The following is a 25129-nucleotide window of genomic DNA, read 5'->3' on the forward strand; positions in this document are numbered from 1 at the left end:
TTGCTTATCACTTTTCATGACCTCCATGTTCAGAATAATGCGCGGTCTCTGTCGTGTTTGCGTACAGCATAGTTGACTACGAGAATGGTTATAAAACCAAGCACGGATTGATAAACGCCAGCGGCAGCCGACATTCCGATTTCATTCGTCGTAATCAGGGACCTAAAAACAAAGGTGTCGATCACATCCGTTGCGGAAAACAATACGCCGTTGTTGCCCACCATGTTGTAAAACATTCCGAAGTCGCCTCTGAAAATATTGCCAACGGCCAGCAGCACAAGAATAATGATCGTCGGATACAGATTGGGAATGGTTACCTTGAAAACACGTTGAAAAATATTTGCTCCATCGATCTCGGCCGCTTCATACATCTCGGTATCAATACTCGTTATGGCAGCCAGATACATCACTGTTCCATACCCTAACGCTTTCCAAGCGGCGACGATGACAAGAATGAATGGCCAGTAAGAAGGCGTATTATAAATGTCGATCGGTTCAATGCCTATTCCCTTTAGAAGCACGTTGACGGTGCCAATGTTATAATTCAACAGATTATAAGCAATCGAGCCAACCACAACCCAAGAGATGAAATAAGGCAGAAACAATACGGATTGCGTTATTTTACGAAACCATTTGCCCCCAACCTCAAACAGCAGGATAGCTGTCGTAATTTGCAGAAGGTTATTGACCACGATAAACGCGATATTATATAATGCCGTATTCCTTGTTACCCTCCATGCATCCCCGGATTCAAAGAAAAAACGAATGTTATCGAGCCCGTTCCAGGGACTACCGAATACACCTCCTGCATAATCAAAACGTTTGAACGCAAGTATGATCCCGGCCATCGGAACATAAGCAAAAAGCAGAAAATATAGGACGGCTGGGGCCAGCATTAACAATATGACTCGATATCGGACAACATCCCCCCAGAATCCATGACGTTTCATCTGTATTCCCCTTTCTCTAATCTCTACGATTTAATTATAGATAGGAATCTATCGAGATATCATTCAGGGAGCAATGAAAACCAATACTAATTCAACGATCCTGTTGAAAAAGTATTTAAAATGGCCCGAATCCGCCTGTGGATCCGAGCCATATATTCCTTCATCTGTGTTTCAAGTCGCTAAACCTTATTCTTTTTTCGATATTCTCCGGCGACATCCCCATTGACTGCTTAAACTGTCTGTTGAAATATATCATGTTTTTATACCCAACGCGTTCAGCAATCTCGTATATTTTTAAAGTAGGATCAAGCAGCAGCTCGCAGACGCGTTTCATTCGCATTTGGTTCAAAAAATCGCTGAACAGAATATTGGTTTCGGTCTTGAACAGCTGGCCGAGATAATTCGGGCTAAATCCAAAATGGGCGGCAACTTCGATTAACGTGATCTTCTGTTCAAGTTTGATGGATACATAGTCCGTAATCTCATCAATCAACTTTCTTTTTATCCTTGTTTTTTTTACATACAACAGCTCGGATAATTCAAAAAACCTCTTCCTTAGCCAGGAAACAATATCATGTACCGTTTCGAATTGAAAGAGAATCTGGGGTTGATGGGAATCCCACTTTACGACCTCGTATAAATTTTCGTTCATTTGCCGTAATTCCGCATGCAGCTTCGAGGTGATCCGGATGATGAGGTCATAGACGTCGTTTTTTTGGTAAATCGGTTCATTCCCTTGGAAAAGCATCTGCAGGCAGTCATCAATTGTCATCAAATCGTATTCCAGCATCGCCCGCAGCATCCGTTCAACGGTTTCTTCCAGCTGCGATCCCATCTTTTCCGTAGGCGACCATTCGGAAGCGGAAGCATCACGAATCAAACGGTTCTTGCCCAGGATCCACTTAATGCTCAAAGCAGCCTGTGCCTGATGGTAGGAGTCATGCAGCTTATTCATCTCTGTTGTGTACATCCCTATGCCAATTGTTAAGGTAAACGGAAACTTCTGGCTAAATGCTTGTATTAAATCATTGAGCAGTATGGAAAGATGATCTTTCTGTAATGTAGAAATGAGAACAAAGTGAAAATCGTAGCTGCTGATGACATATCCTAAATGTTTCTCATCGGCGAATTGGCGGACAAAATTCGTAACATCAGTCGTCATTGTACGCCTGTCATCCTCCGCCATCGTCTTGATCTTCCAAGCCAAATCATCGATTTCTATAAGTGAAACGACAGATCCATGATGTAATAACGGCGCGAGAAAGTCGGTTACATGCTCTTCGATCGGCCCCGGCGTCATTTCATTGAACCAGCGGAGCAGGATCTCCTGATTCACAAGTTTCAACGTTTCCGTCAAGGACAGATCCTGCTTCCGTTCTGTCTCAATTTTGGAGCAGAGCATCATCAGCATTTCGTGAAGCTCATCGTCATCTACAGGTTTGAGCAGATAACCGGAAGCACTTAAATGTATCGCCTCTTTCGCGTAGCTGAAATCCTGATGGCCGCTGATAAAAATAATATGGACATGCGGATTTATTGCTTTCGCCTTTCGCGCAAATTCCATTCCACTCATAATCGGCATGCGGATATCCGAAAGAATAATGTCAATTCGTTCCTGCTCCATCATCTCCAAGGCGGTAAATCCGCTCTTCGCGGTCCCTGCAACCTTCAGGGAAGGCAGGTGGTTGCTTACCACCCTGCGCCTAAGCCATTCCAGATCGATATCTTCGTCATCCACAAGCATGACGTTAATATTCATATCTCATTCACCTCAACGTTGTCTATGGGGAGTAAAATTTGTACCGTTGTTCCCGCACCATAAATGCTGGCAATATGGATTCCGAAATCGCTTCCATATCTGAGCTTGATGCGTTCCTGGACATTTATAAGCCCATACCCATCAGATTGAGTACTGGCGGATAGCATTTTACGTAATGTCTCCGGTTTCATTCCAATCCCGTTATCAATGATCTTAAGCTCGATGCGATCCTTTAACCGGTGCCCGGTGATACGAATAGCTATCGTTTCGCCAAACCAGGCATGCTTAAAAATATTTTCCACAAACGGCTGCAAAATCAATTTAATGACCTTAACATCCCTGATTTCCGAATCAATGTCCATATAAACCGTAAAGTTATTCGCATATTTTACCCGCTGTATTTCCAGGTAAGTTTCCACCTGTTCCAATTCCTGTTCAAGCGAAACATACACATGTCCTTCATTAAGCGTCAGCCGGTAAAACTTGGCGAGTCCTTTAACCATTTTGGTGACCTTTCGAGTTTCCCCCAAATTCGCCAGACTACCGATGGTTGATAACGTATTGTAAAGAAAATGGGGATTAATTTGCGCTTGGAGCGCATCGAGCTCGGCCTGCTTTTTCTGAATCCCCTGCTCGTAAACATTCCTGATCAGATCTTGAATGCTTCTCGCCATCGCATTGAAAGCGTCAGCGATGTGGACAAATTCATCGTTTCCGGAAAACTGAATCCTCTTATAGAAATTACCTTCCTGAAATGATTCGATCAACGTTACAATCCGTTTCATCTTCTTGCCGGAAAGCCGGGCAACGATGAATCCGATACCGGCCATGACTAGGAAACTTATCGAACAAACCATGCCAATCGCTTTCTGCATCCTGCCGGCATCCTTGTTCAAATAGGCATGCGGCACCAGTGCTTCGATGATAAAGTTTGTACCGGGAATCGCTTCCTGTATCGTGAAAAATGATCCTTCGAGCTCGTGCGCATTCCCTTTCTTATACATCGCTGTTCCTGAAGCAGCATCTATCAAGCGCAGATTAATCCCTTCTTTGATCGGGAATGTATCGAAACTGCTTAAAAGATCGTCAAACCGGGCCGTTACACGAATATAGCCGATGACAGATGAATAACCGCCCGATGAAATCAATTTGCGGAAATGGGAAATGTCCCCCAATTCCCGGTCCGAATCAATCTGAAGCCATAAATTGTCTTTCCTCGAGGATTGCAATGATTTGAACCACTGGCTGTTTTCGATGCTGCGGGCTGAAAGAATATAATAATCCCGCTTGGTGATTGGTTTCGACATATCATCGCCGGGAATTTCGTATATCTTCGTGTTTGTCGTGTAGAGTACCAGGCGAATGTTATTCCCGAATAATAACAGCGGCGCTTTCATTTGCGGAACAATTTCATCCCTCGTTTTAAGCATAATGTCCAGAGGCTCCCCTTGGATCTGCAGGGCGTCTTGAAAAGAAATGCTGGAGAACAATGTGTTGGACATCCGCTGAATTTCATCCATTTGGTATTTCATGTTGTTCTTTGTTTGCTCCAGAGCGGTCCGAATATTGGTTTCGGCCATTTCGGTCCTTGATTTAATGAGCATCGTGTAGGAAATATAGCCGATCACCACATCCGTTAGCAAGACCAGAATCAAATAGGGAATCATCACCTTGTATGTGTATGGAATATACAGCTTGCCAGATACTTTGCTCATCCGTTCCACCTTGGCTTTCTGTTTTTCAAGAAATGGAGTTAAAAAGAAATCTGAATCTCCGAAACGACATCACTAATGTTAGAGTTGTTTCGACAACCGAAAATGAATTCCTTCTTTCTATATTGACTCGATTCCAAACAAAATCTAAAATGAACACAAAACAAATTAAAATTCATGCTGGAAGTCCTATCACCCCAATGAAGAGCTATCGCTCATTGAATTGAAACCGATTACATAGGAGGAGTTAGACTATGCTGCAGATTTGTCATCACACTGAGGGAGTTTCAAAAGCTGAGGTTTCGTCAAACACATCTCTTCTAACACTATACCCCGTTGAAGGCAGGGATCAAGAAGCACTTCCCTTCGTATTGGTCCTGCCTGGCGGCGGATACTATCTGCTTGCTCCGCATGAAGGTGAACCTATTGCCCGCTGGTTCAATGAGCTAGGCATTCATGCGGGCGTTCTTCATTATCAACTTGACCATATTACGCCTTCGGTCTTGATTCGGGATGTCGAGGATGCCATTCTTTGGATTCGGGAGACTCCTCATGAGTGGAAGGTTAACCCGCAGCAAGTCGGCATGATCGGATTCTCGGCTGGAGGCCATCTCGCTTCCATCGTTGCCGTTACGGGTACCGTAAAACCGGATCTTCTACTCCTCGGCTATCCGGTGATTACATTCGAGGAACCTTATGCTCATCAGGGAAGCCGTGAACGTTTCCTTGGTGATAACCCAGGGCCAGATCAAATACAGGCCTTTTCATCCAACCATCAGGCAAATTCAAGCAGCCCGCCGACCTTTATCTGGACTACCTCCGATGATGCCGTTGTTCCTATGGAAAACAGCATGCTGTTTGTAGGTGCGTTATCTAAGGCAGGCATTCCTTTTGAACTTCATGTGTTTGAGGAAGGCCCTCATGGTCTGGGCATGTCCGAAGGGGACCCGCTTTGCCGGCAATGGCTCGGATGCTGCGTCAATTGGCTCCGGCACCACCATTTTGTTAGGAAGGACTCTTGAATGAATCTATTGCAGCAATCATGCCCTAAATCCTCTATCAACGAATGTATCCGCAGCAATGGAAGTTAAAGATTCAAACATTCCTCGGCCGCATTATTTTATCGATTTCTACCCCAGTCCTGCCAGTCAGCGATCTGATGAAGACTATCAAGGATCTCTGTTCGACAAGTATTGTTGCCCAGGGATTATTTTGAACATCCATATCAACAGCTCCTGCCCTTGGCCGAAAGCGGGACGGGCAGCAATACATGGCCCTCTCATTTAATCCCCAGTCAGGCGTTAAGTCTAACTGGGGATTTTGATGTTCAACAGGAATTACCTAACTTTTCTGACCCGTGCTCGTTGGTATACAGAACGTCTCTCTTCATCAATGGACCATGCTATTGTTATTACAGGAGAGGGCTCTCGTCCAAAACAAGGACAGCACCGTCAGACGCAATCATGCGTTTTCGGATCTGTTATGCTAGGCTGCTCGAGCTATTCGCTTGGCGAACTGGAGATCGAATAATATCTCACTTTAAGCGGCGGCAGCAGCTCCCAAATCGTTCCAACGACAATTCGCAAGCTGCATAAGTGAATGACAAACAGGAAAACCTAAATCCGGAAACTTCATTAACTAACGGATCTAGGAGGTTGGCAAATGGCAAAGTTTTTAGTTTTAACAATATTATTATTGGTGGCAGGCTGTTCGTCCCATAACAATATGATGCAAAATCAAGTGACTCCTAAGCAAAAACAAATTTCAACTCATGATCATGCTGCTGCACCAAACTCTATCCTCACACAGGCATCATCAACAGCAACAACTTGGCAAAAGAGATCATCTATTACAACAAAAGAAGCACAAAATGGAATTCCATCGGATTTGTTGGATCTGATTCGAACACCGAATGGAAATCCAGCAAACCAGGCACCTGCAAGAAATCCTGAAAATAAGGAGCCAGCAGGTTCAACAGAACAAGTACAGGAAGGTAAAAAAGATACTACAGATAAATCTGATTTCGAGCAGCAGGTTTTGGATCTGGTCAATCAAGAAAGGGCCAAAACAGGATTAAGTTCCTTGAGTAGAAATGAAGAATTGTCAAATATGGCTATGGTCAAGGCACAGGACATGTACAACAACAATTACTTTGATCATAATTCTCCAACACATGGATCCCCTTTCGATATGATGAAGGAATTCGGAATCACATACAATACCGCTGGAGAAAACATCGCAAAAGGGCAAACCACCCCTACCCAGGTAATGAAGGAGTGGATGAATAGCCCTGGCCACAAAGCAAATATACTGAATAATAGTTATACTAATATCGGTATTGCTTATTATAACAACACATGGGTCCAGGAATTTACTGGATAGCGCCCTTCATCTCTCAACAATAAAGTATCAAAAACCCGCAATATGGTATTATCCCCTTCAAGTAGACACTCAAAAAAACCTCCATGTTAAGATGGAGGTTGGAGTGACACTTGGAGGGGATATTTTATGGCTAGAAAGGGACAAACATTCAACACATATACTGAAGAATTCAAATTAAAGGCAGTCCAAGCTTATTTGAAAGGCTCTGCAAGTTACAAGGTAGTGGCCGAACGAGAGGGAATTCGTAATTGTTCGCAGCTAAAGGTTTGGGTGAAGAAGTGGAAAAACGGTGAGTCACTTGGTAAGAGTAAAGGTGAAGTAAATCCACTGAAGGGACGTCCACGTACGTCGTTTGGAAGTGTCGAAGAAGAGCGAGATTACCTGAAAGCACAGGTAGATTATTTAAAAAAGCGGTATCCAAATCTAGTAAAGGAGAAGCCCCAGCCAGCAAGAGAACTATAAAATAGTGGAAGAACTACGCGGCTCTCACGGCATTACACGTTTGCTAACCATTGCAGGAATACCAAGAGCCAGTTATTACAAATGGCGAGCCACAAACCCTGAGCGTGAGGCAAGGCGAGACAAGGATCATGGAATTAAAGAACATATGATGGCTATCCATTTTGCACACCCAGAGTTTGGCTACCCGCGCATGATGACCGCCTTATGGGAAGCCGGTTACAAGGTGAATCATAAAAAAGTATCGAGGATCATGAGTGAATTATCGATCCAATCGGTGATACGGAGAAAGCGAAAACAGTCCAATTATACGCCTTCTGTTGTCTATCCCAATCGCTTAAAGCGCCAATTCCATGCTACAGCACCGCAGCAAAAAATGGTCACTGACATTACCTATATTTCCGACGGAAAGAAATTTTATTATTTATCCGTCATCCAAGATTTATTTAACAACGAGATTGTCGCCTGGAATTTGTCAGAACGTAACGATGTTGAACTCGTACTAGATACAGTAAAAGAATGGGCAAAGAAAGAGACGTTTCGGAAGCCGTGCTCCATTCGGATCAGGGCTTCCAATACACGTCTCAGGCATACAACACGCAATTAGAAGCACTCGGCGTTAAAGGCAGCCACTCTCGCAAAGCAACCTGCCTGGATAACGCATGCATCGAATCCTTCTTTTCGCATCTCAAAACAGAGAAGCTGTATATTAAACAGTGTAGATCAGGAGCAGAAATTCAGCAAGCAGTAGAAGATTATATTTATTTCTACAACTATCACCGTTTTCAAGCCAAATTGAAACAACGCGCACCGATTGAGTACCGGTGCGCGCTAGCAGCTTAGCTTTTTTTATATGTCTACTTGACAGGGGTATGACCAATATGTCGGGTTTTTGATACTTACAAATCCTGCATACGCCACCAGTTATTTCGTGTCATCGCACTGACTCGATTTATTAATCTCATCCATCTTCATCGCGGATCGAGGGGCGATAGTCCAGATGTCTGAATATGATGTTATCTGAAATATGATTCCTTGGGTTCTTAACTTCGGCCAGACCAAGGAGCGTCAGCTCCGCAGCTTGAATACGGTGTTACTGTTATCATCTACTTTCCTGTTATACTAACGCAATTCCTAAGTACGTTTTCTGGTTTATTATTGTTTGTTGCATTTTTTCTAAATATTTAAGCTGTTGTTTATTCAACTGATCTTTTTGTGAAAATTGATTATGATAAACAAATGAGTACAGATACCTAAAATTAATAAAAAAATCAACGTGTTTCAATATTCCATTCACTGAATTTCCAATTGAGTATCCTTCAATAAATGATTTGAAAAATAAGGAGGCGAACTGATCCCGCTCATCTCTATCTTTAATCGTTTGTGAAGCATGATAGATAGCGATAGCAATATCATATGCAAACCAATTAAATTCACTGTCTCCAAAATCAATATATGTAATTTCACCTTTATCACATAGAAAATTATGGTGATGTAAGTCTCCATGTATGATTCCATATAATTCTTTAGAATTGCTCATTGATTTAAACTCTTCAAGATAGTTCTCCCATTTCTCTTTAATCCTAAAATCTAAAGAGTCCATATTCATCTGATAAATCTTATGCTCATTCCATTCTGGTCGTTTGTACTTACCTTTGTACATCTTGGATAAGGAATGCATCGTCCCCATCCCTCTACCCCATTGCTTAAATAATTTTTCGTTCCAATCTTCACTATTAATATCAATATGATTTCCCTTAACTTTCTTGTATGCAACATAAAATAAATTTTCTGTTAAAATATTAATATATGATTCTCCGTTTTGAATTATAGGAATCGTTACATTTACTCCATTTTCTTTGAGAAATTTAGTCCATTCGATTTCAGACAAAATTTGCTCCTCTGTATCAAACTCTCTATTAAAGATCTTAATAATAATTGGTACTTCGTTTGAAATTTCGTAAACATTATCAAAATATCCACCGAGTACACGAATTTTTGATTCGTGACAGTTCAATAAAGTAAGTAATCGATTCAAAACAGATTTATCAACCTTCATTGGGTCCCTCCTTACAATCTTACATAAGATTTCAGCTAACGTTCTTGTGTTCACATACCCGAGAACCATAAGGCGTTGCGCGCTGGGTCCGATGGACTTAGCCAGTGCAGAGTTATCTGCCTGATCCCATTACTCCGAAATGCGAACAGTTATCTTTTCTTGTTAATTGGAATTGATGTTTAATACCTCATCTGGTTCGTTCTGACTACGATATACAAACTCAAGATCTGTGGATTCAGCATTGTGAAAAAGTTCAAATAGTTTTGTGTCTTGATTTATTAAATACTTTGCTTCCTCCCATTGTTGAGCAACGACTACCATTGGTTTAGTTCCGTGGTACAAAATCCACGTTGCTTTTCCTCCATATACATTAGGTAAATAGTTTATTTGTTTAATCTTGTATATCAAATCTTTGAAGCTAGCTGTATCAGAGATATTTAGTTTTGCTGGATTGGGAGCCATACAATCATCACCCATGCAAACACTACTACGTTCAAACCTTATAATCACTACAAATCCTCCTGTTTTGTTCCTTTTAGGCATTACTTCTTTTGAGTAACTTATATGTGGACCAACAAAAGGAATAATTGTTACTCTCACATCAATGTATGATGCTTCCTCGATTATTCTACATTACCTTATAAAAGTCTCTTACTAAAGATCGTTTCCACTCTTTTGTTATTATTATCTTGAATCAGCAATTTAATAAATGATATTTCTTGAACTTCAGCTCGAATCATCTCTAGTCTGTTCGTACTGTACTGTAATGCTTCTAATAATTTCTGATTAGTTAAACGGTTTGCAATTGTACAATGGGGTATCCATCTTTCAGGGTAGTACAAAGAATTGGAGAAAACACTATACTGCTTGAAGTGGTTATGATGATTGAAGTGTAATTCTATTAATTCCCTTGTTGGATTCGGAGATAAAAACAAAGCTCCACTATTTATAAACGTCCCAAACATGCTAAATGTTAGATATATCCTTGTTGCTGACTCATAGTACTGTTCAAACAATTCCTTATAATGAGCCTCTTCCAAGTCCGAATAATCTGCCAAAGTAATATGCGGTTTTCTATTCTGAATCTCGTAGGCATAGTTAGATATGCCGTTATCACTCAATTCCTTCCATAAATTATTGATTATATACTCTGTGTTTGAGTCAAAATGAAGTACTACCCCATACAAAATAGAATCACTACTTTCCACTCAATAGTTTTTAATGATTTGACATAGGGGTTAAACACATTGCATTGATATCATCTAACGTTTGTATGTTCCCGACGCCAAGACCCTTAGATGTAAATCTTAGGGTCGCAGGTGTTTCTGCCTGAATCCTCTTCTCTGAAAAACCTCGGGTAAACCAAGGGGTGTTAGCCCAGCAGCGGGAACGCGGTATTATATGAAGGTGATGACTTCCTCGATATACATTCAAGTCAACAATTCTTATTAATTTTTTTTAACTAATCTCTTAAAAACTTTAAATGAATTAAATTTTCTTTGGTCCTTCATAAATATCGTTTTTATTTGGTTTTCTTACGAATTGAATACATCTCTCTTCACATGCACCAAATTTAAGAAAATTCGATTGTCCTTGTCTCAATGAGACTTCATTGGCTCCACCTGCATAATCGGGATCATCAAATTCAACTCCATCATCTTCCCAAAAACAAATTTTACAGATTTCATATGTTCCAGGTGGTTCTTCATCAAGTGTTTTGTACCCACAACAGGGACAAGCAAATCTAGTCATTAAATCATGTCCTTTCAAGAAATTCGCACTTTCATATAACGTTCTTTTATTCACGAAACGCCCCAGCCTTAGATAGCTCTTATCTCAGGCTGGGGCGTTTGTTGTCTAAGCTTCTTCCATGATTATACATCTCACAACCGAGGGGCGATAGCCCTGATGCGTGAATACGATGTTATCGCATGTCGGGCTATCTCCGAAATTTTTTCTACCAATCATTCATTTTAACTACTTATTGTTTCTTACCGACAGCAATCCATCTTCTATCAATATCTTCAAATACAAATTCCTTATTGTTATAATCCGTTATTAATAAAGGTCGTACGATCCTTACGCCTAACTCACTCAAACTCCTCTCCATTTCCTCTTGATTATCTGTAATTAAATATGCATCATATCCGTAGCCATGTATTTCTCGATTAGGTACTATATTTTCTTGATTTGAACTTGTTAAAACTATCTCTATTTGATCCCTATACAAACAAATATGTGGTTCAATTGATTCAAGATAACTTTCTGCTCTAAAGCCAATACGTTCATAGAATTCTGCTGTCTTCTTCATATCAGAACTTGGGAAAATCTGAAGCAAATTCGTAAACCCTCTTGTAACCATAAATCTCATCCCTTCTTGTAAACTTCAATTCTAAAACATCATCCAAGTTATAGAATTACTTTATTCTGGGTTTGTTATTGTTTGGCCCGAATTTTCCTATAACGTTCTTCTATCTACGAGCCCGAGAGTCATAAGGGAGCCTAGCGACCAGGTTCGACGGACTTAGCCTCGCAGGGTTGTTCGCTGATTCAACTTCTTTACTTATCCATCCTGCGAACCAAGGGGCGAATGCCCCGCAGCGTTAGATACGGTGTTATAAGATGTGTGCCTTCTTCGAAACTACTCTCGTATTACTTTGTAATAGTACGGTCCACACATTGATTCGTGGGTATGTACATAAGTCCAAGTGAAGTCTCTATCAAAAATAAATATGTCTTGTTCAGAATCAAAATCCTCAGCCACTACATCATTTGCATTTTTATATAACCTTACATAAGGAGAGTCTTGATACATCACATATATTTCACTTTTAGTTATTTCATTAAATTCTTTTCTTGCTTTTTCTTTTATTGAACAGACTTGTTTTTCATAACTGAAAATATGCCACCTGTATTGATTATAATAAATAGACTCTTTTCTTCTTCGCTAATATTCTTTGCGAATGTACGATCCCATAAATTAATAATGTCTTGCGATTCTTCAAATAATTCTGAAATGATAATACCCTTCTTAGTTAAATTCATCTGAAATAGATATTTCTTTTGAATCCCTTCAACGTACCAATAAACTTTATTTAACTCTTCTTCTGGCAAATTCTCTAGGATTCGATTAATTTCATCTTTAATCATAAATACCTCCGTTGATTTAGTGTTTCCTATGTGTCTTTTGCTTTTTATCGAAGTTCAGCAATTTCTTATAACGTTGTTGTGCTCACGACGCAACCCGGCCTTAGATAACTCTTATCTTAGGCCAAGTCGTGTGTTGTCTGAGCTTCTTCCTAGATTTGTTCATCTGACAACCAAGGGCTTAGCCCGCAGCGTAGATACGGTGTTATGTGATGGACCGGCCATCTTTGAATTAACATCAAGAAGCTAAAACCAAACTATCTATATACTCCCGTTCTCTTATTAACAAAATCATTAAATGCATCATTATGTTGTTGATTAAATAATTCAGGCACTTCATCTTTATTAAAAAATTTAAGTTCTATACTTTCTTCATTCTCCTTAATTATTTCTCCACCAGAAATATTCCCTTTATAGACAAATGCAATTGTTTGCGATTGATCTCCATTGGGATATTCATCAAAGTATTTACTATAAATTCCAATTAGTTCTTCGATATTAATTCTTAATCCTGTTTCTTCTTCAACTTCCCTTTTTGCCGTTTCATCTGCGGATTCACCAATCTCCATAGCCCCACCTGGAAATCCCCATGCATCTTTATCTCTCCTTCGCTGCAATAAAATTTGTCCTTCTTCATTAGTTATTATTGCCCCAGCAAAATTAAGAATTATCATTTCGCTACCAACCTTGCTTCTAATCCACTTTATATAATCCATCGTTTTCCCCTCTTTATGAAAAGACTAAATGATTTCAAATATCTTTTGCTAGTCTTTCAGTTAACGTTCTCGTATTCACGACGTCCCACCACCTTAAGCCACGAAGTAGTGGCCGCGACGCGGTTAGGTGGTGCGGGTGTGTCAGGCTGAATATTCTACCCTACCTATTGCTACGGTCCGGACCGAGAGTCGAATGGACCGTAGCGTGTATACAGTGTTAGCTGTTGTTGCTGTCTTCATTGAATAACTGGATATTTCTTTTCATTAATTCATCAATTACTTTGTCCGCCATTATTTCAATTGGATCAAGTCCACTAATTACCAATTCGCATTCAGACATTACCTTCATATTAATAACATGGTATAGACTTCCAACCGCCATAAGATACTGTAATAAATAATCTTCAACGTTCTTTAGTGTTTCAACAGGAGAACTATTAGCGTTCTGGATCCCTCTTAACACTCTCCTCGCCAAAGCTACCTCCAGTGGAATATCTATACATACTGAATAATCAATTAATTCACCCATACCTTCTCTGCCTCTACCGAAGGGCTCCTCAACTATAATGATTTTTTTGGGTTCCAATAATTGATCATTTATTGGTAGTACTACCGATCGCCCTTGGGCTAATTCATTTAAATCTCTATTAAAATCAGGATTCATTACTAATTTGGGATCTGCGCCTTCATTTAACCAGGCAATAAGGTCAACTGGATATTTATTGGTCGAAGCATAGTCATCAAAATAAAATGCAATCGCTTCACTAAGCCTATTCTTTAATTGACGCACTAACGTACTCTTCCCTGAGCCAGATGGACCACTTATAGAAATAATAAATGATGATTTATTCATGGAAGGGCTCCTCTCTAAGATTTTTTATGATCTTACAGCAATTTCAACTAACGTTTAGGTATTCACGAAACGACCCAGCCTTAGATAGTTCTTATCCAACTACATTGTTCATCATCAAGTTACCTCCGATTGCTTCTATTGTTTTTTTGACTCTATTAAAATTGCTCCAATTTCACATAACGATTCGTATATTCACGACGCCCGACAAAGTCGGGTGTGTCCGTAACTTATACTTCCTGTCAGTTACTTTTGCGGACCGAGGGGCGAATGCCTAACCAACAGATAAATTAATCTAATATCGTTTTTTCTCTTGGTACTGCAGTTTTTACAAATTCTTGTTTAATGTCTTTCTTAAGTACTTGTTTGAATCGGTCTTTACCAATATGATCAAAACGTCTTTGTACTTTCATTACATGTTCTTCTCTGATTTTATCTGACTTTCTATTCTTTCATAATCCTCATAGCTGCTTTTAACTCTCGAAATATGCCACCATGCCGTGTTTCCGCATTCTGCAAGCACCCTTGGCTAGATAATTTTTGACTTCTATATGTATAGGAATGCTCTTGCAAACACCTTGCAAAACCGAACCTTTTGAATAGTCACTATAGTGATGTGGACCGAATCCTGTCCATGATTGAAGGAATTCGTTAACAATTTAGGTTAACCATGTTAATATATATTCACATATATGAAAGAGGGTATAACTATTGAATTCGAATATAGCGGCATATATAACATTAGTATGTACTTCGGCTGTTCTGAACTTGTCTATACTTTTCTTTACTTATTGGAGGAGACATTATTATTCAAGTATCGCTAAATTGTTCATGTGGAATACATTTACTTCAATGATTTATTGCTTTGGTTATGCCTTTAGCTTAACATCGACTTCGTTAGAACAACTTAGATTTTGGAATATTGTACAGTATGCAGGGATGCCATTTTTCCCTCCGTTAGGATTATTGCTTGTCATGCAATATTTAGATTATAAATTAACGAGAAAAAGAATAATCGCGTTACTTATAATGCCTTGCCTTACTTTTCTCATCAATGTAACAAATGAATCCCATCATTTTTTCTATAGAATATATGATATCCATTCGGTGCTTGGGGCTCCATATAGTGAGATTGAATATGGGGTATGGTTCATAGTACATAATATTTACATTTTTGGCTGTATGTTAGCTGCGCTCTTGTTGCTGCTTTCACGCTGGAAGGAAACAGATAGTGTATATCGACCTCAATTATTTGCCCTCATCTGCGGTCAGTTGCTTCCAGTAGTGACTGCCTTTTTATTATTCATAGGAGTGACACCCGATGGTATTGATCCTGTACCAATGGTTATATGGTTTTCTTCTGTTTTGTACCTTTGGTCTATTACTTCCTCTCGAATGTTATCAATTATGCCAATTGCGAAGGAAACGATCTTTAATAATATGAATGATGGTGTTATTGTGCTTAATGGTACCTATCAATTAATCGAATATAATCAAGCTTGTAAAAATATGTTTAGTGAATTGGATCGATCAACGATAGGGCAGCCATTTGATCAAGTTTGGTATATGCTAACGGATCAATCATTTCCTGTTCAATTAGATACGATATCAGATAAATTGAATGTTACGATTCATCAAGCTAATTATATTTATCAACTACGTATTTCTAGGCTTCAACAATCAAATAATAGGTCTGGCTTACTAATTATATTTACGGATATAACAGAGCTACATATATTACAACAAAAGTTAGAGCATCAAGCCTATTATGATGAGCTTACGCAAATATACAATCGTCGTGCCTTTTTCCAGCAAAGTGAGCAAAGCTTAATGAAAGCAAAAGCTGAATTGTCATCTTTTATGATTATTCTATTTGATATAGATTTTTTCAAAAAAGTGAACGACACTTATGGGCATAAAACCGGAGATCAAATGCTAGTACATACGGCTCAAATATGTAAGGCTGAGCTGGGAGAAAATATGCTATTTGCTAGATATGGTGGTGAAGAATTTGTACTCGCTTTAACTGGTTATACACTAGTGGAAGGGGAAAACTTCGCTAATCACCTTAGATTTTGTATTGAACAGAAGCCCCTAGTTGAAAATGACCGATTTGTATCCGTTACCAGCAGTTTTGGAGTATCCATAACAACAGGAGCTATGGAGGAAACAGTCTATCAACTTCTTCAAAAAGCTGATGAAGCACTTTATGCTGCCAAAAGAGCTGGTCGAAATCAAATACGGGTTTTTACTGAAAAGTACGAATTTGTGGGATAGTACAGTTTGTATACCTCAAAATCACTAATGATACTTGCTGAGGTAAGAAGCATCATTGGTGATAACTGAAGAAGTTATACTGTGACTTTATTCAATTATTCCATTAAAACGTGAAGGGCTAAACGGTAAAGGAGATGAAGACTTCGATATAACACCGCACGATGGCGGGTTTCAAGAGGTTAACAGCAGCTATGCGGACTAGTTGTGGGCTTGGCTAAAGTCTTTTCGCTACATTTGTATATGTATAGCCAACCAAGGTAATGAAAATAATAATGTTATTGAAAGAACAACTACTAAAGGAATCCATACGATTCTGGTTTTTATATTTCATTCTCCTTTCTGTTAGGAACTTCAGATCTTAAACTCTTAGCGCCAATTTCTTATAACGTTCTGTATTCACGAAACGCCTCAGCCTTAGATAGCTCTTATCTTAGGCTGGGGCGTTTGTTGTCTGAGCTTCTTCCATGATTATACATCTGACAACCAAGGGCGATAGCTCCGTTGCGTGAATACTGTGTTATAAGAAGTCCCGACTTCGAAGCTTCGCTAAAAATCGCTTAATTTCACTAGTTCATTCTTAAATTCATTTAAGTCCTTAATTTCATTTGTTCTTAGCTCATATTGTTCTATTATTTTATTAATTCTACTTATCAATTGTTTAATTTGAGTATCTTGATTTCTTTTACTTACTAAAAGCATCCCATCATGATATCCAATATCTACACCTAAGATTAAATCAAGAAAAAAATCATCATCTTCCAGTATATTATCTAATGATGGTTTATCAATAGTTGATAATTGTCCCCTTATATCTTCAATACTTATCTCTCTTGATAGTCCATATATATTCATTTCTGAATAGGCATTAGAGATAATCAGAATATTATGTAAAGTTGTTAGTTCTTCAAGTGAATTTATCTCAAAGATTGTTCCATAATCCCTATATCTATATTGAAACTCATTTCTAATTGGTGAGATTATATATGAAGATCTAGCTGGAATATAGCCACTATCTTCAAATTTATTATCCTCTGCAGTACATTTATACTGCCATTTAATAAAGTTATAGTCTTTATCTAATCTTTTAGTGGCCTCATGAATATCGAAGATTGGAACGATAAATACCCTTTTAGATTCAAGTAGCTTCCAAATAAAAGATAAATAAATTACTGCTTCCTCACAACAATACGGCGACACACCGAACTGTTCGTGGAGTCTATCCCATTCATCACTCTCTACAAATTTCATATATCCATCCCATGATTTTTTAACTACATCTTTTTCAATTGAAAGGTGCCGATATTCATATAGATTTTCTTGAACCGAAGATTTAAAGTTTAATGGCATATAACTTACTACCTCACCATTTTTTTAGAATTTTTACGGGATTTCCGTCTAACGTTGTTGTATCTGCGAACCCGAAAGACTTAAAGGAGCAGCGACTGGGTGGCTCTGCCACTTAGTCTGCAGGTGTTGTGAGATGAACCCGCTTCACTACTTACCTCTTCTTGCGAACCGAGGGCGTAGCCCGAAGCGTAGATACTATGTTAGGTGATGTTGCCGCTTCTTCGAATACTCCCTGTCCACATGTCTCCAGTTCTTATAAAAAAACTTCGTTCCATTTTTCCGTTAATAGATTCTTCCGATATTTTATATGCCTTCCTTTCAATATCTCTGATCTCATCTATAGATTCCAAATCACTTTCCCAAATAAAATAACCGTTAACATGCCTTTCCCAAGTGAACGATCCAAAACTCGGATGATTATTAATGTATGGAAATGACTTAGGATTAGTATCTTTAATAAAAATGTGTTCATAATATTGGATTTCTGAATTAATAGCTGTAACAACTTGCGAGTCAATAAATTTAGGATCACCTAACCAAATCTTCAAATAGTATGGTTCATCTAAACTCTCAAGTTTACTTTCCCACTCAAGATAAATTTCTATTGGATGTGTCCGGCTGCGATTACTTCCCCGAATACCAAAATACTTCATCGAATCCACATCAGACTTCTGCCGGACCTAGGGCGTATGCCCGATATGTGAATATTGTGTTAGCTGATGTCGCCTCTTCTTTGAGTTACCTTCGCTGGTTTCGTTGTTAATATTCTTCTAATCTCTTGAACAAGTTTTTCCTTCTCTATTTCAGGTATTGCGTCAGCGGTTAATTTCCTAGCAGCGATCGGTGTTATCCATGGGACTACATCTTCATAGGTAATCTCTGATAATTTCGTATATTCATCCATAAATATGTTAATTAATTTTTCGCGATTTGAATCAAACTTAATCTTAAAGTTCTCTGGAAAATTTGAGGGTAATACAGCATAACGTATCATAATTATAAATTCGGCTATATCAGCTTCAGGGTTTCCGATTGTTGCATTCATCCAGTCTATTAATACAGCCTTACCATCATTCTTAATAATTATATTACCTGGGTTAGGATCGCCATGACACATACATAGTTTTGATGGTAATGAATCTATTAATGAGATTATGTGCTCTCTCTCCTGTTCACTTAGATAATTAACGCTCATAATGCTGGATTTAATTACAGGTCTTTGGGAAGGTAATTCATTACCGACAACTAATGTATTATGTACTTTGTGTAATTGTTGAGCTGTCAGCCGAATATCATCATCTTGGTTATCTACTTTGGATATGTTATTGACAGCTTGCTTAAAAAAACGTTCCATAATTGTTTCGCCAATAATATGTTCAACAATAATTCCTGGCCTTCCGTCCACTTCTATAAAATCAAAAGGTTGAGGAACAGACAGTCCACGTTCCCAAGCAATGCAATTATTGAGATATTCTCTTCTCGCTGCTTCAATACTTGTATTTCCCTTGACAAGTTTTATTATTTGATTATTTCCTATTTCAAACACTTCAGAGCAGCCACCTTCTCCGATCTTATTACCTAATGTAATTGTCATTTGAGGTAATTCCTCTCTTTAATATTCTTTAGGCGATTTCAGCTAACGTCTTTGTATTCACGAACCCTCACTGGCTTAAGCGCGCAAGCGCGGGTCCGACGGACTTAGCCAGTGCAGGGTTGTCCGGCTGATCCGACTTCCCCGAAATTCCTCTGTCGGACCGAGGGCTGGATGGCCAGATGCGTGAATATGGTGTTATCAGAAGTTCAGGACCCACGTTATCCACCCACTAAATCAAACTTTGTTTCCTTATTGTTTTTAAAGATCCGAATTGTGTCGAATTTATTTTCAGTATTAATTATAAATGCTTTTAATTTGCCTAATCTTTTAACATCGAATCTGTCTGTGTCTGGTTTGAGTTCTTCTATTTTTATTACAAGTGTTTTATTCTGTATTTCTGATTGAATAGAATTAATAAAAGATGGCTGTTCACCCTGATTTACATTACTATTATTTAAAATTAGATATTGTCTTTCACCTTCTCTTGAATATAAGTAAATACCATTCGCTTTCTTTGTCTTCTCTAAAAAAGATACAACATCATTATTCAAATCCTTCTGATCTACTTCAGTTAAAAGTGAGGATGAATTATTATTACATCCAATCAATATGAGTAAGAGAACTAATATGACCATTTTTTTATGCATCTATGGATCACCCCAACTTTCCTGAATTTCTAATAACGTTCTTGTATTAACGAAACGACCCAGCCTTAGAAAGCTCTTATCTTAGGCTGGGGGCGTTTGTTGTCTGATATTCTTCCAAGATTATACATTTGTCAACCAAGGGGCGATAGCCCCGATGCGTGAATACAGTGTTATAGGATGTTCTCGCCTTCATTGAGTTATCCTAGAGAATTTTCTTCAATTCCTGAATCCGATAATCAACTATTTGAATTCTTAATAATACTTCAATATAAAAAAACATCATTTGGTTAAATTCATTTAATTTACTCTTAGATATATTGTTTTTAATAAACGCTTCCCTTTGTTCTTTTGTCATCCTCAAAATTATCTCGAAGTAGAATTCAAAAAACTGAAAGTCAAACGTCTTGAAAGTAATTATTGATTTATTATCTATAAAATATCTATTAATTGTCCGTATGTTCCTATCTACATAATCAATTAGGTTCAAATAATAGTTTTGTGTTTCGTTTGTTAGTGTAATTAATTGTTCTCCAGATTGAATTATATTTCCGTCCATATTCTCAAGATAACTCGTATATATCCTTACTAACCTCCAATTTAAATCAACCCACAAATAATCATAGGATAAATAAGTGTTAATTGGTTTAAGAAATTCTATCTCTTGTTTTAACCTTTTAATTTTTCCTCTTTTGAAGATTGCCTTTAAAATCTTCATAAAGAAACTACTCCTTATATAGATTTATTTGCGGGAATTTCCTATAATGTTCTTGTGTTCCTGAGCCCGAGAGACTTAAAGTAGCACATGCGACTGGGTGGCTTTGCCACTTAGTCTCGTAGGGTTGTCTGCCCGAATCCTACTTCTCCGATTATCCTCGGGCAGACCAAGGTGCGAACGCGAAGCAGCAGGAAAACGGTGTTATCTGATATACATGACTTCTTTGATTTAGCTATTAAAATCTTGTATCTTTCTATTATTTTCAATTCGATCTTTAAATTCACCTTGCGTGTATTCATTTATGACCTTATTCCAAAATACCTGTGCTGGTTTGTTGCTTTCTAATTGATAAACTTCCCACTGCCCCTTATGAAAATCAAATATTTGTTTAGCTACTGCTTTGCCTATTCCTTCTTTTCTATATTTCTTCATAATAAAAAACTCCGCAATCGAGTAGTAATTCCTCTCTTCTGATTCAATAAATCTTACAAACACAAAACCTATATACTTATCTTCTTGCTTAATGACATATGGAAATCGATGATTAACTTCTTTCCAATAGTCTTCCAAATATGGATATTCTCTAAATAATCCATCATCTTCTACATCACATTTTACAAATTCAGAGAAATCATAAATATAAAATTGCATTAGGTTTCTTATTATATCTTCATATTTTTTAGAAGCTTGAATTAATTCATAATTCATTAAAGTGTTACCACCTTTGTTTTATATGTGTTTTGAGTTTCATGTTATTTCAGATAACGTTTTGTATTGACGACGTCCTGGCCCCTTAGAGTCGCTGCTTATAGTTGTGAGGCTTGCCGAACACCTAATGCAGTGACGTCCCGACGGGCTTAGGGGGCTGGATGAGTCACTCGCTTCTCAGAGTGACCCGGAGCGTCAATATGGTGTTAGCCGAAGGAAGTTCTGGAAGCAGCCATTGTATTTAAGGCGTTCTCAAAATAGCTATATACTTCATCTGCAATTCCCAGAAACTCTTCAACAAGTACATTACTATCCAAGTAACAAGCATACAGATAATCAACTAAAGCGGAGTCAATCTCGCAATAGTATAATATGGCATTCTTCATCTTAATAATGTCATCTTGCCATACACCTGTATCTTCTAAAACCAAAGAGTATAATGCACGAATTAATTTCTTTTTCTAATATCATATAGACTCCTCCAAACTAAGAACTTCTTTCGGCTAACGTATTGTATTCACGAAACGCCCCAGCCTTAGATAGCTCTTAAGTTAATATGTATAATTAATTCGTTTTAAAAACATGAAACCCTTTATCTATGCGGTTTTCGCGTTTCTAGAAGTGTTATGAAGATTGCAAAAGTGGATAGGTTTTGTGGGCAAGTTGTGGGCAATTAGGAACAAAAACAATCCCACTTACCTTAATTGGTAGGTGGGATTGTTTTTTACTCAGCCGACAGAATATCAGTCATCCTGATCCATTGATAATCTCCTTGAGCAATAGCGAGTTTAATTTCGCGACGATACGACTGGATCGCTGTAACAAATCCGCTAACCTCAACATTCTCAAACTCGTCAAATAGCTTCAACGTAATTCGTCTGTGCTGGTGAAACGTTTCTGAAAGTGCTTGCTGGATCTGCTCCAGTTCCTGGGCATCCAAGATCGGCTTAGTCACTCTCTTACTTTCTCTATCCTGACGTTCCATTGCCTTTTTATGCTCCGGTAAAATGAAGCTCCTGTCCCATAGTCCACCATTGAGTAAATCAGACATATCGATCATCTCCATATAAGAACATATGTTTGTATCATATACTCTATTTGAAGAAATGATCAATAAAAAAGACCAATAAGGAATAATCCAAAGTAGTCTTGTATGCTTTAATGCTGATGTACGGTTTCTCTTAATTGGGTACTCACGGTTCTACAAATCTAATTAAGATTCAGGATCATATACTTCCACTCCCTTAGTGCTCCAAGGAAATTCTTCTTCCCCCTCCCACAATGACCAATTTCCACCGGTAAGTCTTACTATTTCTCCATCCTCATCTACGAATTCTGGATCATATGATTGACACTCAACAACTAAACCGCTATCTCTAAACTGAATTTTCACTGTACCGTAATGCCCATATGTATCATCATCAAAATCAAAACTAGCCATTCTATTAGCGTCTACTTTAAATTTCGATTCTACACCAGCACCTTTATCAATGTATCCATCACGAACTCTTATAAATCCAACTGAAGCCGTTCCATTGGTTTCGCTTTCTAATGAGATATCTACAATACTAATCACGCCTGATGGTTCATCTCCAAATTCATAACTTAAGTCATTAATAACCCAGGTGCCATTGTAATCTTTAAATTTGTTTTCTCCAGATGATACTGTTTTATTACTACTTACATTGGCCACTTGTTTCTGTTTAAAGCTTTTTTTCTCTTGAATCGAAATATCGTATACACTTTTAAAACCATTAAAATAAGCTTCTATTTCTTTCATTTGTTTTTTTACCTTTTTATTTCCAATCGCATAAATATCACCATTTACCACTTTAGATGATTGAACTTTTCCATTCTTATAGTTTGACAACACATATCCATCATAATCCTCAGTATTTTTATACATAGTGCCAGTATATAGATCTCTATTCTTATTATAATACCCTTCAGATAATTCCTGTCTATCTTCTTCCATACCTAAGTAATATGAATACCCCTTCATGAGACCATCTGACTGTTTCTTCATTACTTCTATATAAGGAATGTATGGCGTATAGTTTTTAGCTAATATTTTCTTAATCTTATCATCGGAATAAGTTGTTAAAGTAATATTGTTTTCATTGTCTTTGTACTCAAATTTTGTTGCCAGCCTACTGGAATTTAACTCATAACCAACTTTTAATATATTGTTTGTTAATTTACCTTTTGCAACATAACTAAAAACATCATTCATTCCATCATCTTCTGAACTAGATGAATAGGAATTTATTTTAACGTATTCTCCTTGACCATTATATTTATCATCTTTCCAATTACCGTTGTACTTAATATATGTTTTTTGACCATCTTCAATTATATATGCTATGTACTTCCCTTGACCTGATCTCTTCCCACTAATCCAATCGCCAGAGTATGATTTATCACCTGGCCAGTTCATTGTTCCCTTTCCATGTGGTCTACCATTCTTCACTTCACCATAATAGGTAGCTCCATTATTTAATTTAAGATTTGTTTTGTTTGAAGCACCACTAACATCAAGCATTCCATAAGATAAAATAAACAATGAAAAACAAAGTAATGCAATAAAACTCTTCTTCAAAACGATCTTCCTTTCCTTGATGGAATAATATTGATATAGGCTATAAGAACTATATCGGCAGAGAGCAATATTTCATTTAGATAAGTTTAGTACTACCTGTTTGAAGGAATAAACACTTATATATCGAATCAAAGAATAACCATGGATTGATTAGTTACTTGTTCAGGAAGGAAGTTGTGTATTGTATACATACATATCGAAGGCAATAGAAGCGAGACAAGAGCTTGTTCTGTCTTTGGTAGACGGTTCAACGATTGCTGGAATACCAAGTTGGGGCGAAGATCGGAGTAGAGTGCAGATTAAGTCGCCTGATAAGGTTGTTTGGATACCGTTGGATGAGATCCAGCATGTAACTACTTTAGTATCAATAAGTATGAAAAAGCCTACTGGTCAATAAGATCAGTAGGCTCCATACATTATAGATTAATTTCTATGTAAGGATCAAATATAACTAACTGATTAATCATGTAACTAAACATAGCATCTTTTTCACTTAACTCCATACTATCAGCCTTTTCTCGATCCATTTGATAAATTATTTCCACTTCATAATCAGAATTTTTTTTGAGAATCTCCTTTGTTAATTTGATAATCGAAGCCTTATCAAAAGGCTCGACATAAACAAATATAGTCTTATAATCATTACTAACAATCTTCTCGTGAATAATTTCATATTTTAAATCTTCTGTTTTCTCAGCCTGATCCACCTCTTTATTCTGTGGCTTATCGGCGGCTCCATCTTCAGGATCAATCGGACTTTTTTCAGGCTGTTTATCCTCGATATTTAAATTATTGTTAGTATTAGCAGCTATTTCTTTCTCGGGTTTCTCTATAGAAGGGTAAATTTTCAAACCCAATATTATTAAGATCACTCCAAAAACTAAAATACTTACACTATGTACCTTCTTCTTAAGATATATATATTTAAGTGAAATAATTAATAATAAAATACCTGAATAAAAAATGATTAAGTAAAGTTTATATGTAATGATTCCTATTAATATTATAAAGATTAATGAAGTTAACTCTACTCTCATTGAAATTGGTGTAACTCTCTTATTAATTATGAACACTATTAAATAAATAACCAAAAAAAGTCCAATAACTACAAACAGATTGACCACTCCTTTAAAATAAAAATATGTCGCAGAAATTTTATCTGCGACATATCACCGATGCTACCTGATTTGTTTACATTATATCATGAT

29 protein-coding genes and 1 pseudogene are annotated in these 25129 nt (G+C 37.7%); 7 read left to right on the plus strand and 23 right to left on the minus strand.

What is annotated here, in order from left to right; genetic code table 11:
• Positions 1-29: 29 nt before the first annotated feature.
• The 3 genes from RE628_RS20290 to RE628_RS20300 form a co-directional block, all read right to left on the minus strand.
• The gene (locus RE628_RS20290) at positions 30-950 is read right to left on the minus strand and encodes an ABC transporter permease (RefSeq protein WP_309154736.1); all 921 of its coding nucleotides are present in this window, start codon (positions 948-950) and stop codon (positions 30-32) included.
• 160 nt (positions 951-1110) lie between these two features.
• Positions 1111-2709, minus strand: coding sequence for a response regulator (locus RE628_RS20295; protein WP_309154737.1), 1599 nt, complete (start codon positions 2707-2709; stop codon positions 1111-1113).
• Positions 2706-4424, minus strand: coding sequence for a sensor histidine kinase (locus RE628_RS20300; RefSeq protein ID WP_309154738.1), 1719 nt, complete (start codon positions 4422-4424; stop codon positions 2706-2708). The genes RE628_RS20295 and RE628_RS20300 overlap by 4 nt, the downstream gene beginning before the upstream one ends.
• Before the next feature lie 251 nt (positions 4425-4675).
• On the opposite strand from RE628_RS20300, the gene RE628_RS20305 reads away from it, so the two are divergent.
• The 5 genes from RE628_RS20305 to RE628_RS29745 all read left to right on the plus strand — a co-directional run bounded on the left by RE628_RS20305 (position 4676) and on the right by RE628_RS29745 (position 8105).
• Positions 4676-5443: an alpha/beta hydrolase gene (locus tag RE628_RS20305; RefSeq protein WP_309154739.1), complete on the plus strand. Its 768-nt coding sequence runs from the start codon at positions 4676-4678 to the stop codon at positions 5441-5443.
• Between the two features lie 640 nt (positions 5444-6083).
• Positions 6084-6803 (plus strand): CAP domain-containing protein, encoded by a 720-nt coding sequence (locus RE628_RS20310; protein WP_309154740.1) that lies wholly within the window; start codon positions 6084-6086, stop codon positions 6801-6803.
• A 126-nt stretch (positions 6804-6929) separates the two neighbouring features.
• Positions 6930-7265, plus strand: coding sequence for a transposase (locus tag RE628_RS29735; RefSeq protein ID WP_375142944.1), 336 nt, complete (start codon positions 6930-6932; stop codon positions 7263-7265).
• A gap of 4 nt (positions 7266-7269) precedes the next feature.
• Positions 7270-7869: an IS3 family transposase gene (locus tag RE628_RS29740; RefSeq protein WP_375142945.1), complete on the plus strand. Its 600-nt coding sequence runs from the start codon at positions 7270-7272 to the stop codon at positions 7867-7869.
• Complete coding sequence (locus tag RE628_RS29745) at positions 7782-8105, plus strand: IS3 family transposase (protein WP_375142946.1); 324 nt, start codon at positions 7782-7784, stop codon at positions 8103-8105. Before RE628_RS29740 ends, RE628_RS29745 begins: the two co-directional genes overlap by 88 nt.
• Before the next feature lie 274 nt (positions 8106-8379).
• Here RE628_RS29745 and RE628_RS20320 read toward each other — a convergent pair whose 3' ends face one another.
• The 10 genes from RE628_RS20320 to RE628_RS20365 all read right to left on the minus strand — a co-directional run bounded on the left by RE628_RS20320 (position 8380) and on the right by RE628_RS20365 (position 14447).
• Positions 8380-9321, minus strand: coding sequence for a phosphotransferase enzyme family protein (locus RE628_RS20320; RefSeq protein ID WP_309154741.1), 942 nt, complete (start codon positions 9319-9321; stop codon positions 8380-8382).
• Between the two features lie 162 nt (positions 9322-9483).
• Positions 9484-9921 (minus strand): hypothetical protein, encoded by a 438-nt coding sequence (locus RE628_RS20325; RefSeq protein ID WP_309154742.1) that lies wholly within the window; start codon positions 9919-9921, stop codon positions 9484-9486.
• A 38-nt stretch (positions 9922-9959) separates the two neighbouring features.
• A complete protein-coding gene (locus tag RE628_RS20330; protein WP_309154743.1) occupies positions 9960-10442 on the minus strand; it encodes a 2'-5' RNA ligase family protein in 483 nt (160 codons plus the stop codon).
• A 367-nt stretch (positions 10443-10809) separates the two neighbouring features.
• Positions 10810-11073: a CPCC family cysteine-rich protein gene (locus RE628_RS20335; protein WP_309159516.1), complete on the minus strand. Its 264-nt coding sequence runs from the start codon at positions 11071-11073 to the stop codon at positions 10810-10812.
• Between the two features lie 229 nt (positions 11074-11302).
• On the minus strand, positions 11303-11632 hold the full coding sequence (locus RE628_RS20340) for a glyoxalase (protein WP_309154744.1): 330 nt from the start codon (positions 11630-11632) through the stop codon (positions 11303-11305).
• Positions 11633-11962: 330 nt separating this feature from the next.
• On the minus strand, positions 11963-12250 hold the full coding sequence (locus RE628_RS20345; RefSeq protein WP_309159517.1) for a DUF4275 family protein: 288 nt from the start codon (positions 12248-12250) through the stop codon (positions 11963-11965).
• The gene (locus RE628_RS20350) at positions 12190-12471 is read right to left on the minus strand and encodes a hypothetical protein (RefSeq protein WP_309154745.1); all 282 of its coding nucleotides are present in this window, start codon (positions 12469-12471) and stop codon (positions 12190-12192) included. The genes RE628_RS20345 and RE628_RS20350 overlap by 61 nt, the downstream gene beginning before the upstream one ends.
• 254 nt (positions 12472-12725) lie before the next feature.
• Positions 12726-13184 carry an NUDIX hydrolase gene (locus RE628_RS20355; RefSeq protein WP_309154746.1) on the minus strand — a complete coding sequence of 153 codons (459 nt, stop codon included), beginning with the start codon at positions 13182-13184 and terminating at the stop codon, positions 12726-12728.
• A gap of 217 nt (positions 13185-13401) precedes the next feature.
• The gene (locus tag RE628_RS20360; protein ID WP_309154747.1) at positions 13402-14037 is read right to left on the minus strand and encodes a nucleoside/nucleotide kinase family protein; all 636 of its coding nucleotides are present in this window, start codon (positions 14035-14037) and stop codon (positions 13402-13404) included.
• A gap of 287 nt (positions 14038-14324) precedes the next feature.
• Positions 14325-14447: a hypothetical protein gene (locus RE628_RS20365; protein ID WP_309154748.1), complete on the minus strand. Its 123-nt coding sequence runs from the start codon at positions 14445-14447 to the stop codon at positions 14325-14327.
• A gap of 298 nt (positions 14448-14745) precedes the next feature.
• Between RE628_RS20365 and RE628_RS20370 the strand changes: the two genes are divergently transcribed.
• The gene (locus tag RE628_RS20370) at positions 14746-16311 is read left to right on the plus strand and encodes a histidine kinase N-terminal 7TM domain-containing diguanylate cyclase (protein WP_309154749.1); all 1566 of its coding nucleotides are present in this window, start codon (positions 14746-14748) and stop codon (positions 16309-16311) included.
• A gap of 546 nt (positions 16312-16857) precedes the next feature.
• Here RE628_RS20370 and RE628_RS20375 read toward each other — a convergent pair.
• The 9 genes and pseudogenes from RE628_RS20375 to RE628_RS20415 all read right to left on the minus strand — a co-directional run bounded on the left by RE628_RS20375 (position 16858) and on the right by RE628_RS20415 (position 23921).
• Positions 16858-17658 carry a hypothetical protein gene (locus RE628_RS20375; RefSeq protein WP_309154750.1) on the minus strand — a complete coding sequence of 267 codons (801 nt, stop codon included), beginning with the start codon at positions 17656-17658 and terminating at the stop codon, positions 16858-16860.
• A 200-nt stretch (positions 17659-17858) separates the two neighbouring features.
• Positions 17859-18320: a hypothetical protein gene (locus RE628_RS20380; RefSeq protein ID WP_309154751.1), complete on the minus strand. Its 462-nt coding sequence runs from the start codon at positions 18318-18320 to the stop codon at positions 17859-17861.
• Between the two features lie 50 nt (positions 18321-18370).
• Entirely contained in the window at positions 18371-19252 is an 882-nt protein-coding gene (locus RE628_RS20385; protein WP_309154752.1) for a phosphotransferase, read from the minus strand.
• Positions 19253-19470: 218 nt separating this feature from the next.
• Positions 19471-19899, minus strand: a complete 429-nt coding sequence (locus RE628_RS20390; protein WP_309154753.1) for a hypothetical protein — start codon at positions 19897-19899, stop codon at positions 19471-19473.
• Positions 19900-20101: 202 nt separating this feature from the next.
• Complete coding sequence (locus tag RE628_RS20395) at positions 20102-20614, minus strand: hypothetical protein (RefSeq protein WP_309154754.1); 513 nt, start codon at positions 20612-20614, stop codon at positions 20102-20104.
• A gap of 228 nt (positions 20615-20842) precedes the next feature.
• Positions 20843-21322: a GNAT family N-acetyltransferase gene (locus RE628_RS20400; protein ID WP_309154755.1), complete on the minus strand. Its 480-nt coding sequence runs from the start codon at positions 21320-21322 to the stop codon at positions 20843-20845.
• Between the two features lie 206 nt (positions 21323-21528).
• A pseudogene (locus RE628_RS20405) lies at positions 21529-21780 on the minus strand (nucleotidyltransferase); the annotation flags it as partial.
• A gap of 266 nt (positions 21781-22046) precedes the next feature.
• Positions 22047-22388: a YolD-like family protein gene (locus RE628_RS20410; protein ID WP_309154756.1), complete on the minus strand. Its 342-nt coding sequence runs from the start codon at positions 22386-22388 to the stop codon at positions 22047-22049.
• 147 nt (positions 22389-22535) lie between these two features.
• A complete protein-coding gene (locus RE628_RS20415; RefSeq protein ID WP_309154757.1) occupies positions 22536-23921 on the minus strand; it encodes an MORN repeat-containing protein in 1386 nt (461 codons plus the stop codon).
• A gap of 181 nt (positions 23922-24102) precedes the next feature.
• Between RE628_RS20415 and RE628_RS20420 the strand changes: the two genes are divergently transcribed.
• Positions 24103-24318, plus strand: coding sequence for a hypothetical protein (locus tag RE628_RS20420; RefSeq protein ID WP_309154758.1), 216 nt, complete (start codon positions 24103-24105; stop codon positions 24316-24318).
• A gap of 19 nt (positions 24319-24337) precedes the next feature.
• On the opposite strand, the gene RE628_RS20425 is transcribed toward RE628_RS20420, so the two are convergent.
• Entirely contained in the window at positions 24338-24958 is a 621-nt protein-coding gene (locus tag RE628_RS20425; protein WP_309154759.1) for a hypothetical protein, read from the minus strand.
• Positions 24959-25129 lie beyond the last annotated feature (171 nt).

It is taken from the genome of Paenibacillus sp. D2_2, from assembly GCF_031199965.1.
Taxonomy (GTDB): Bacteria; Bacillota; Bacilli; order Paenibacillales; family Paenibacillaceae; genus Fontibacillus.

Bases quoted from the DNA above. Each gene is read 5' to 3' on its own strand.
- RE628_RS20410 (WP_309154756.1), bottom strand. From the start codon at position 22,388: ATGGAGATGATCGATATGTCTGATTTACTCAATGGTGGACTATGGGAC.
- RE628_RS20385 (WP_309154752.1), bottom strand. From the start codon at position 19,252: ATGACAATTACATTAGGTAATAAGATCGGAGAAGGTGGCTGCTCTGAA.
- RE628_RS20425 (WP_309154759.1), bottom strand. From the start codon at position 24,958: ATGAGAGTAGAGTTAACTTCATTAATCTTTATAATATTAATAGGAATC.
- RE628_RS29745 (WP_375142946.1), top strand. From the start codon at position 7,782: ATGGGCAAAGAAAGAGACGTTTCGGAAGCCGTGCTCCATTCGGATCAG.
- RE628_RS20310 (WP_309154740.1), top strand. From the start codon at position 6,084: ATGGCAAAGTTTTTAGTTTTAACAATATTATTATTGGTGGCAGGCTGT.
- RE628_RS20395 (WP_309154754.1), bottom strand. From the start codon at position 20,614: ATGAAGATTTTAAAGGCAATCTTCAAAAGAGGAAAAATTAAAAGGTTA.
- RE628_RS20355 (WP_309154746.1), bottom strand. From the start codon at position 13,184: ATGGATTATATAAAGTGGATTAGAAGCAAGGTTGGTAGCGAAATGATA.
- RE628_RS20340 (WP_309154744.1), bottom strand. From the start codon at position 11,632: ATGAAGAAGACAGCAGAATTCTATGAACGTATTGGCTTTAGAGCAGAA.
- RE628_RS20375 (WP_309154750.1), bottom strand. From the start codon at position 17,658: ATGCCATTAAACTTTAAATCTTCGGTTCAAGAAAATCTATATGAATAT.
- RE628_RS20335 (WP_309159516.1), bottom strand. From the start codon at position 11,073: ATGACTAGATTTGCTTGTCCCTGTTGTGGGTACAAAACACTTGATGAA.
- RE628_RS20290 (WP_309154736.1), bottom strand. From the start codon at position 950: ATGAAACGTCATGGATTCTGGGGGGATGTTGTCCGATATCGAGTCATA.
- RE628_RS20300 (WP_309154738.1), bottom strand. From the start codon at position 4,424: ATGAGCAAAGTATCTGGCAAGCTGTATATTCCATACACATACAAGGTG.
- RE628_RS20295 (WP_309154737.1), bottom strand. From the start codon at position 2,709: ATGAATATTAACGTCATGCTTGTGGATGACGAAGATATCGATCTGGAA.
- RE628_RS20390 (WP_309154753.1), bottom strand. From the start codon at position 19,899: ATGCATAAAAAAATGGTCATATTAGTTCTCTTACTCATATTGATTGGA.
- RE628_RS20400 (WP_309154755.1), bottom strand. From the start codon at position 21,322: ATGAATTATGAATTAATTCAAGCTTCTAAAAAATATGAAGATATAATA.
- RE628_RS20305 (WP_309154739.1), top strand. From the start codon at position 4,676: ATGCTGCAGATTTGTCATCACACTGAGGGAGTTTCAAAAGCTGAGGTT.
- RE628_RS20350 (WP_309154745.1), bottom strand. From the start codon at position 12,471: ATGATTAAAGATGAAATTAATCGAATCCTAGAGAATTTGCCAGAAGAA.
- RE628_RS20360 (WP_309154747.1), bottom strand. From the start codon at position 14,037: ATGAATAAATCATCATTTATTATTTCTATAAGTGGTCCATCTGGCTCA.
- RE628_RS20365 (WP_309154748.1), bottom strand. From the start codon at position 14,447: ATGAAAGTACAAAGACGTTTTGATCATATTGGTAAAGACCGATTCAAA.
- RE628_RS20320 (WP_309154741.1), bottom strand. From the start codon at position 9,321: ATGAAGGTTGATAAATCTGTTTTGAATCGATTACTTACTTTATTGAAC.
- RE628_RS29735 (WP_375142944.1), top strand. From the start codon at position 6,930: ATGGCTAGAAAGGGACAAACATTCAACACATATACTGAAGAATTCAAA.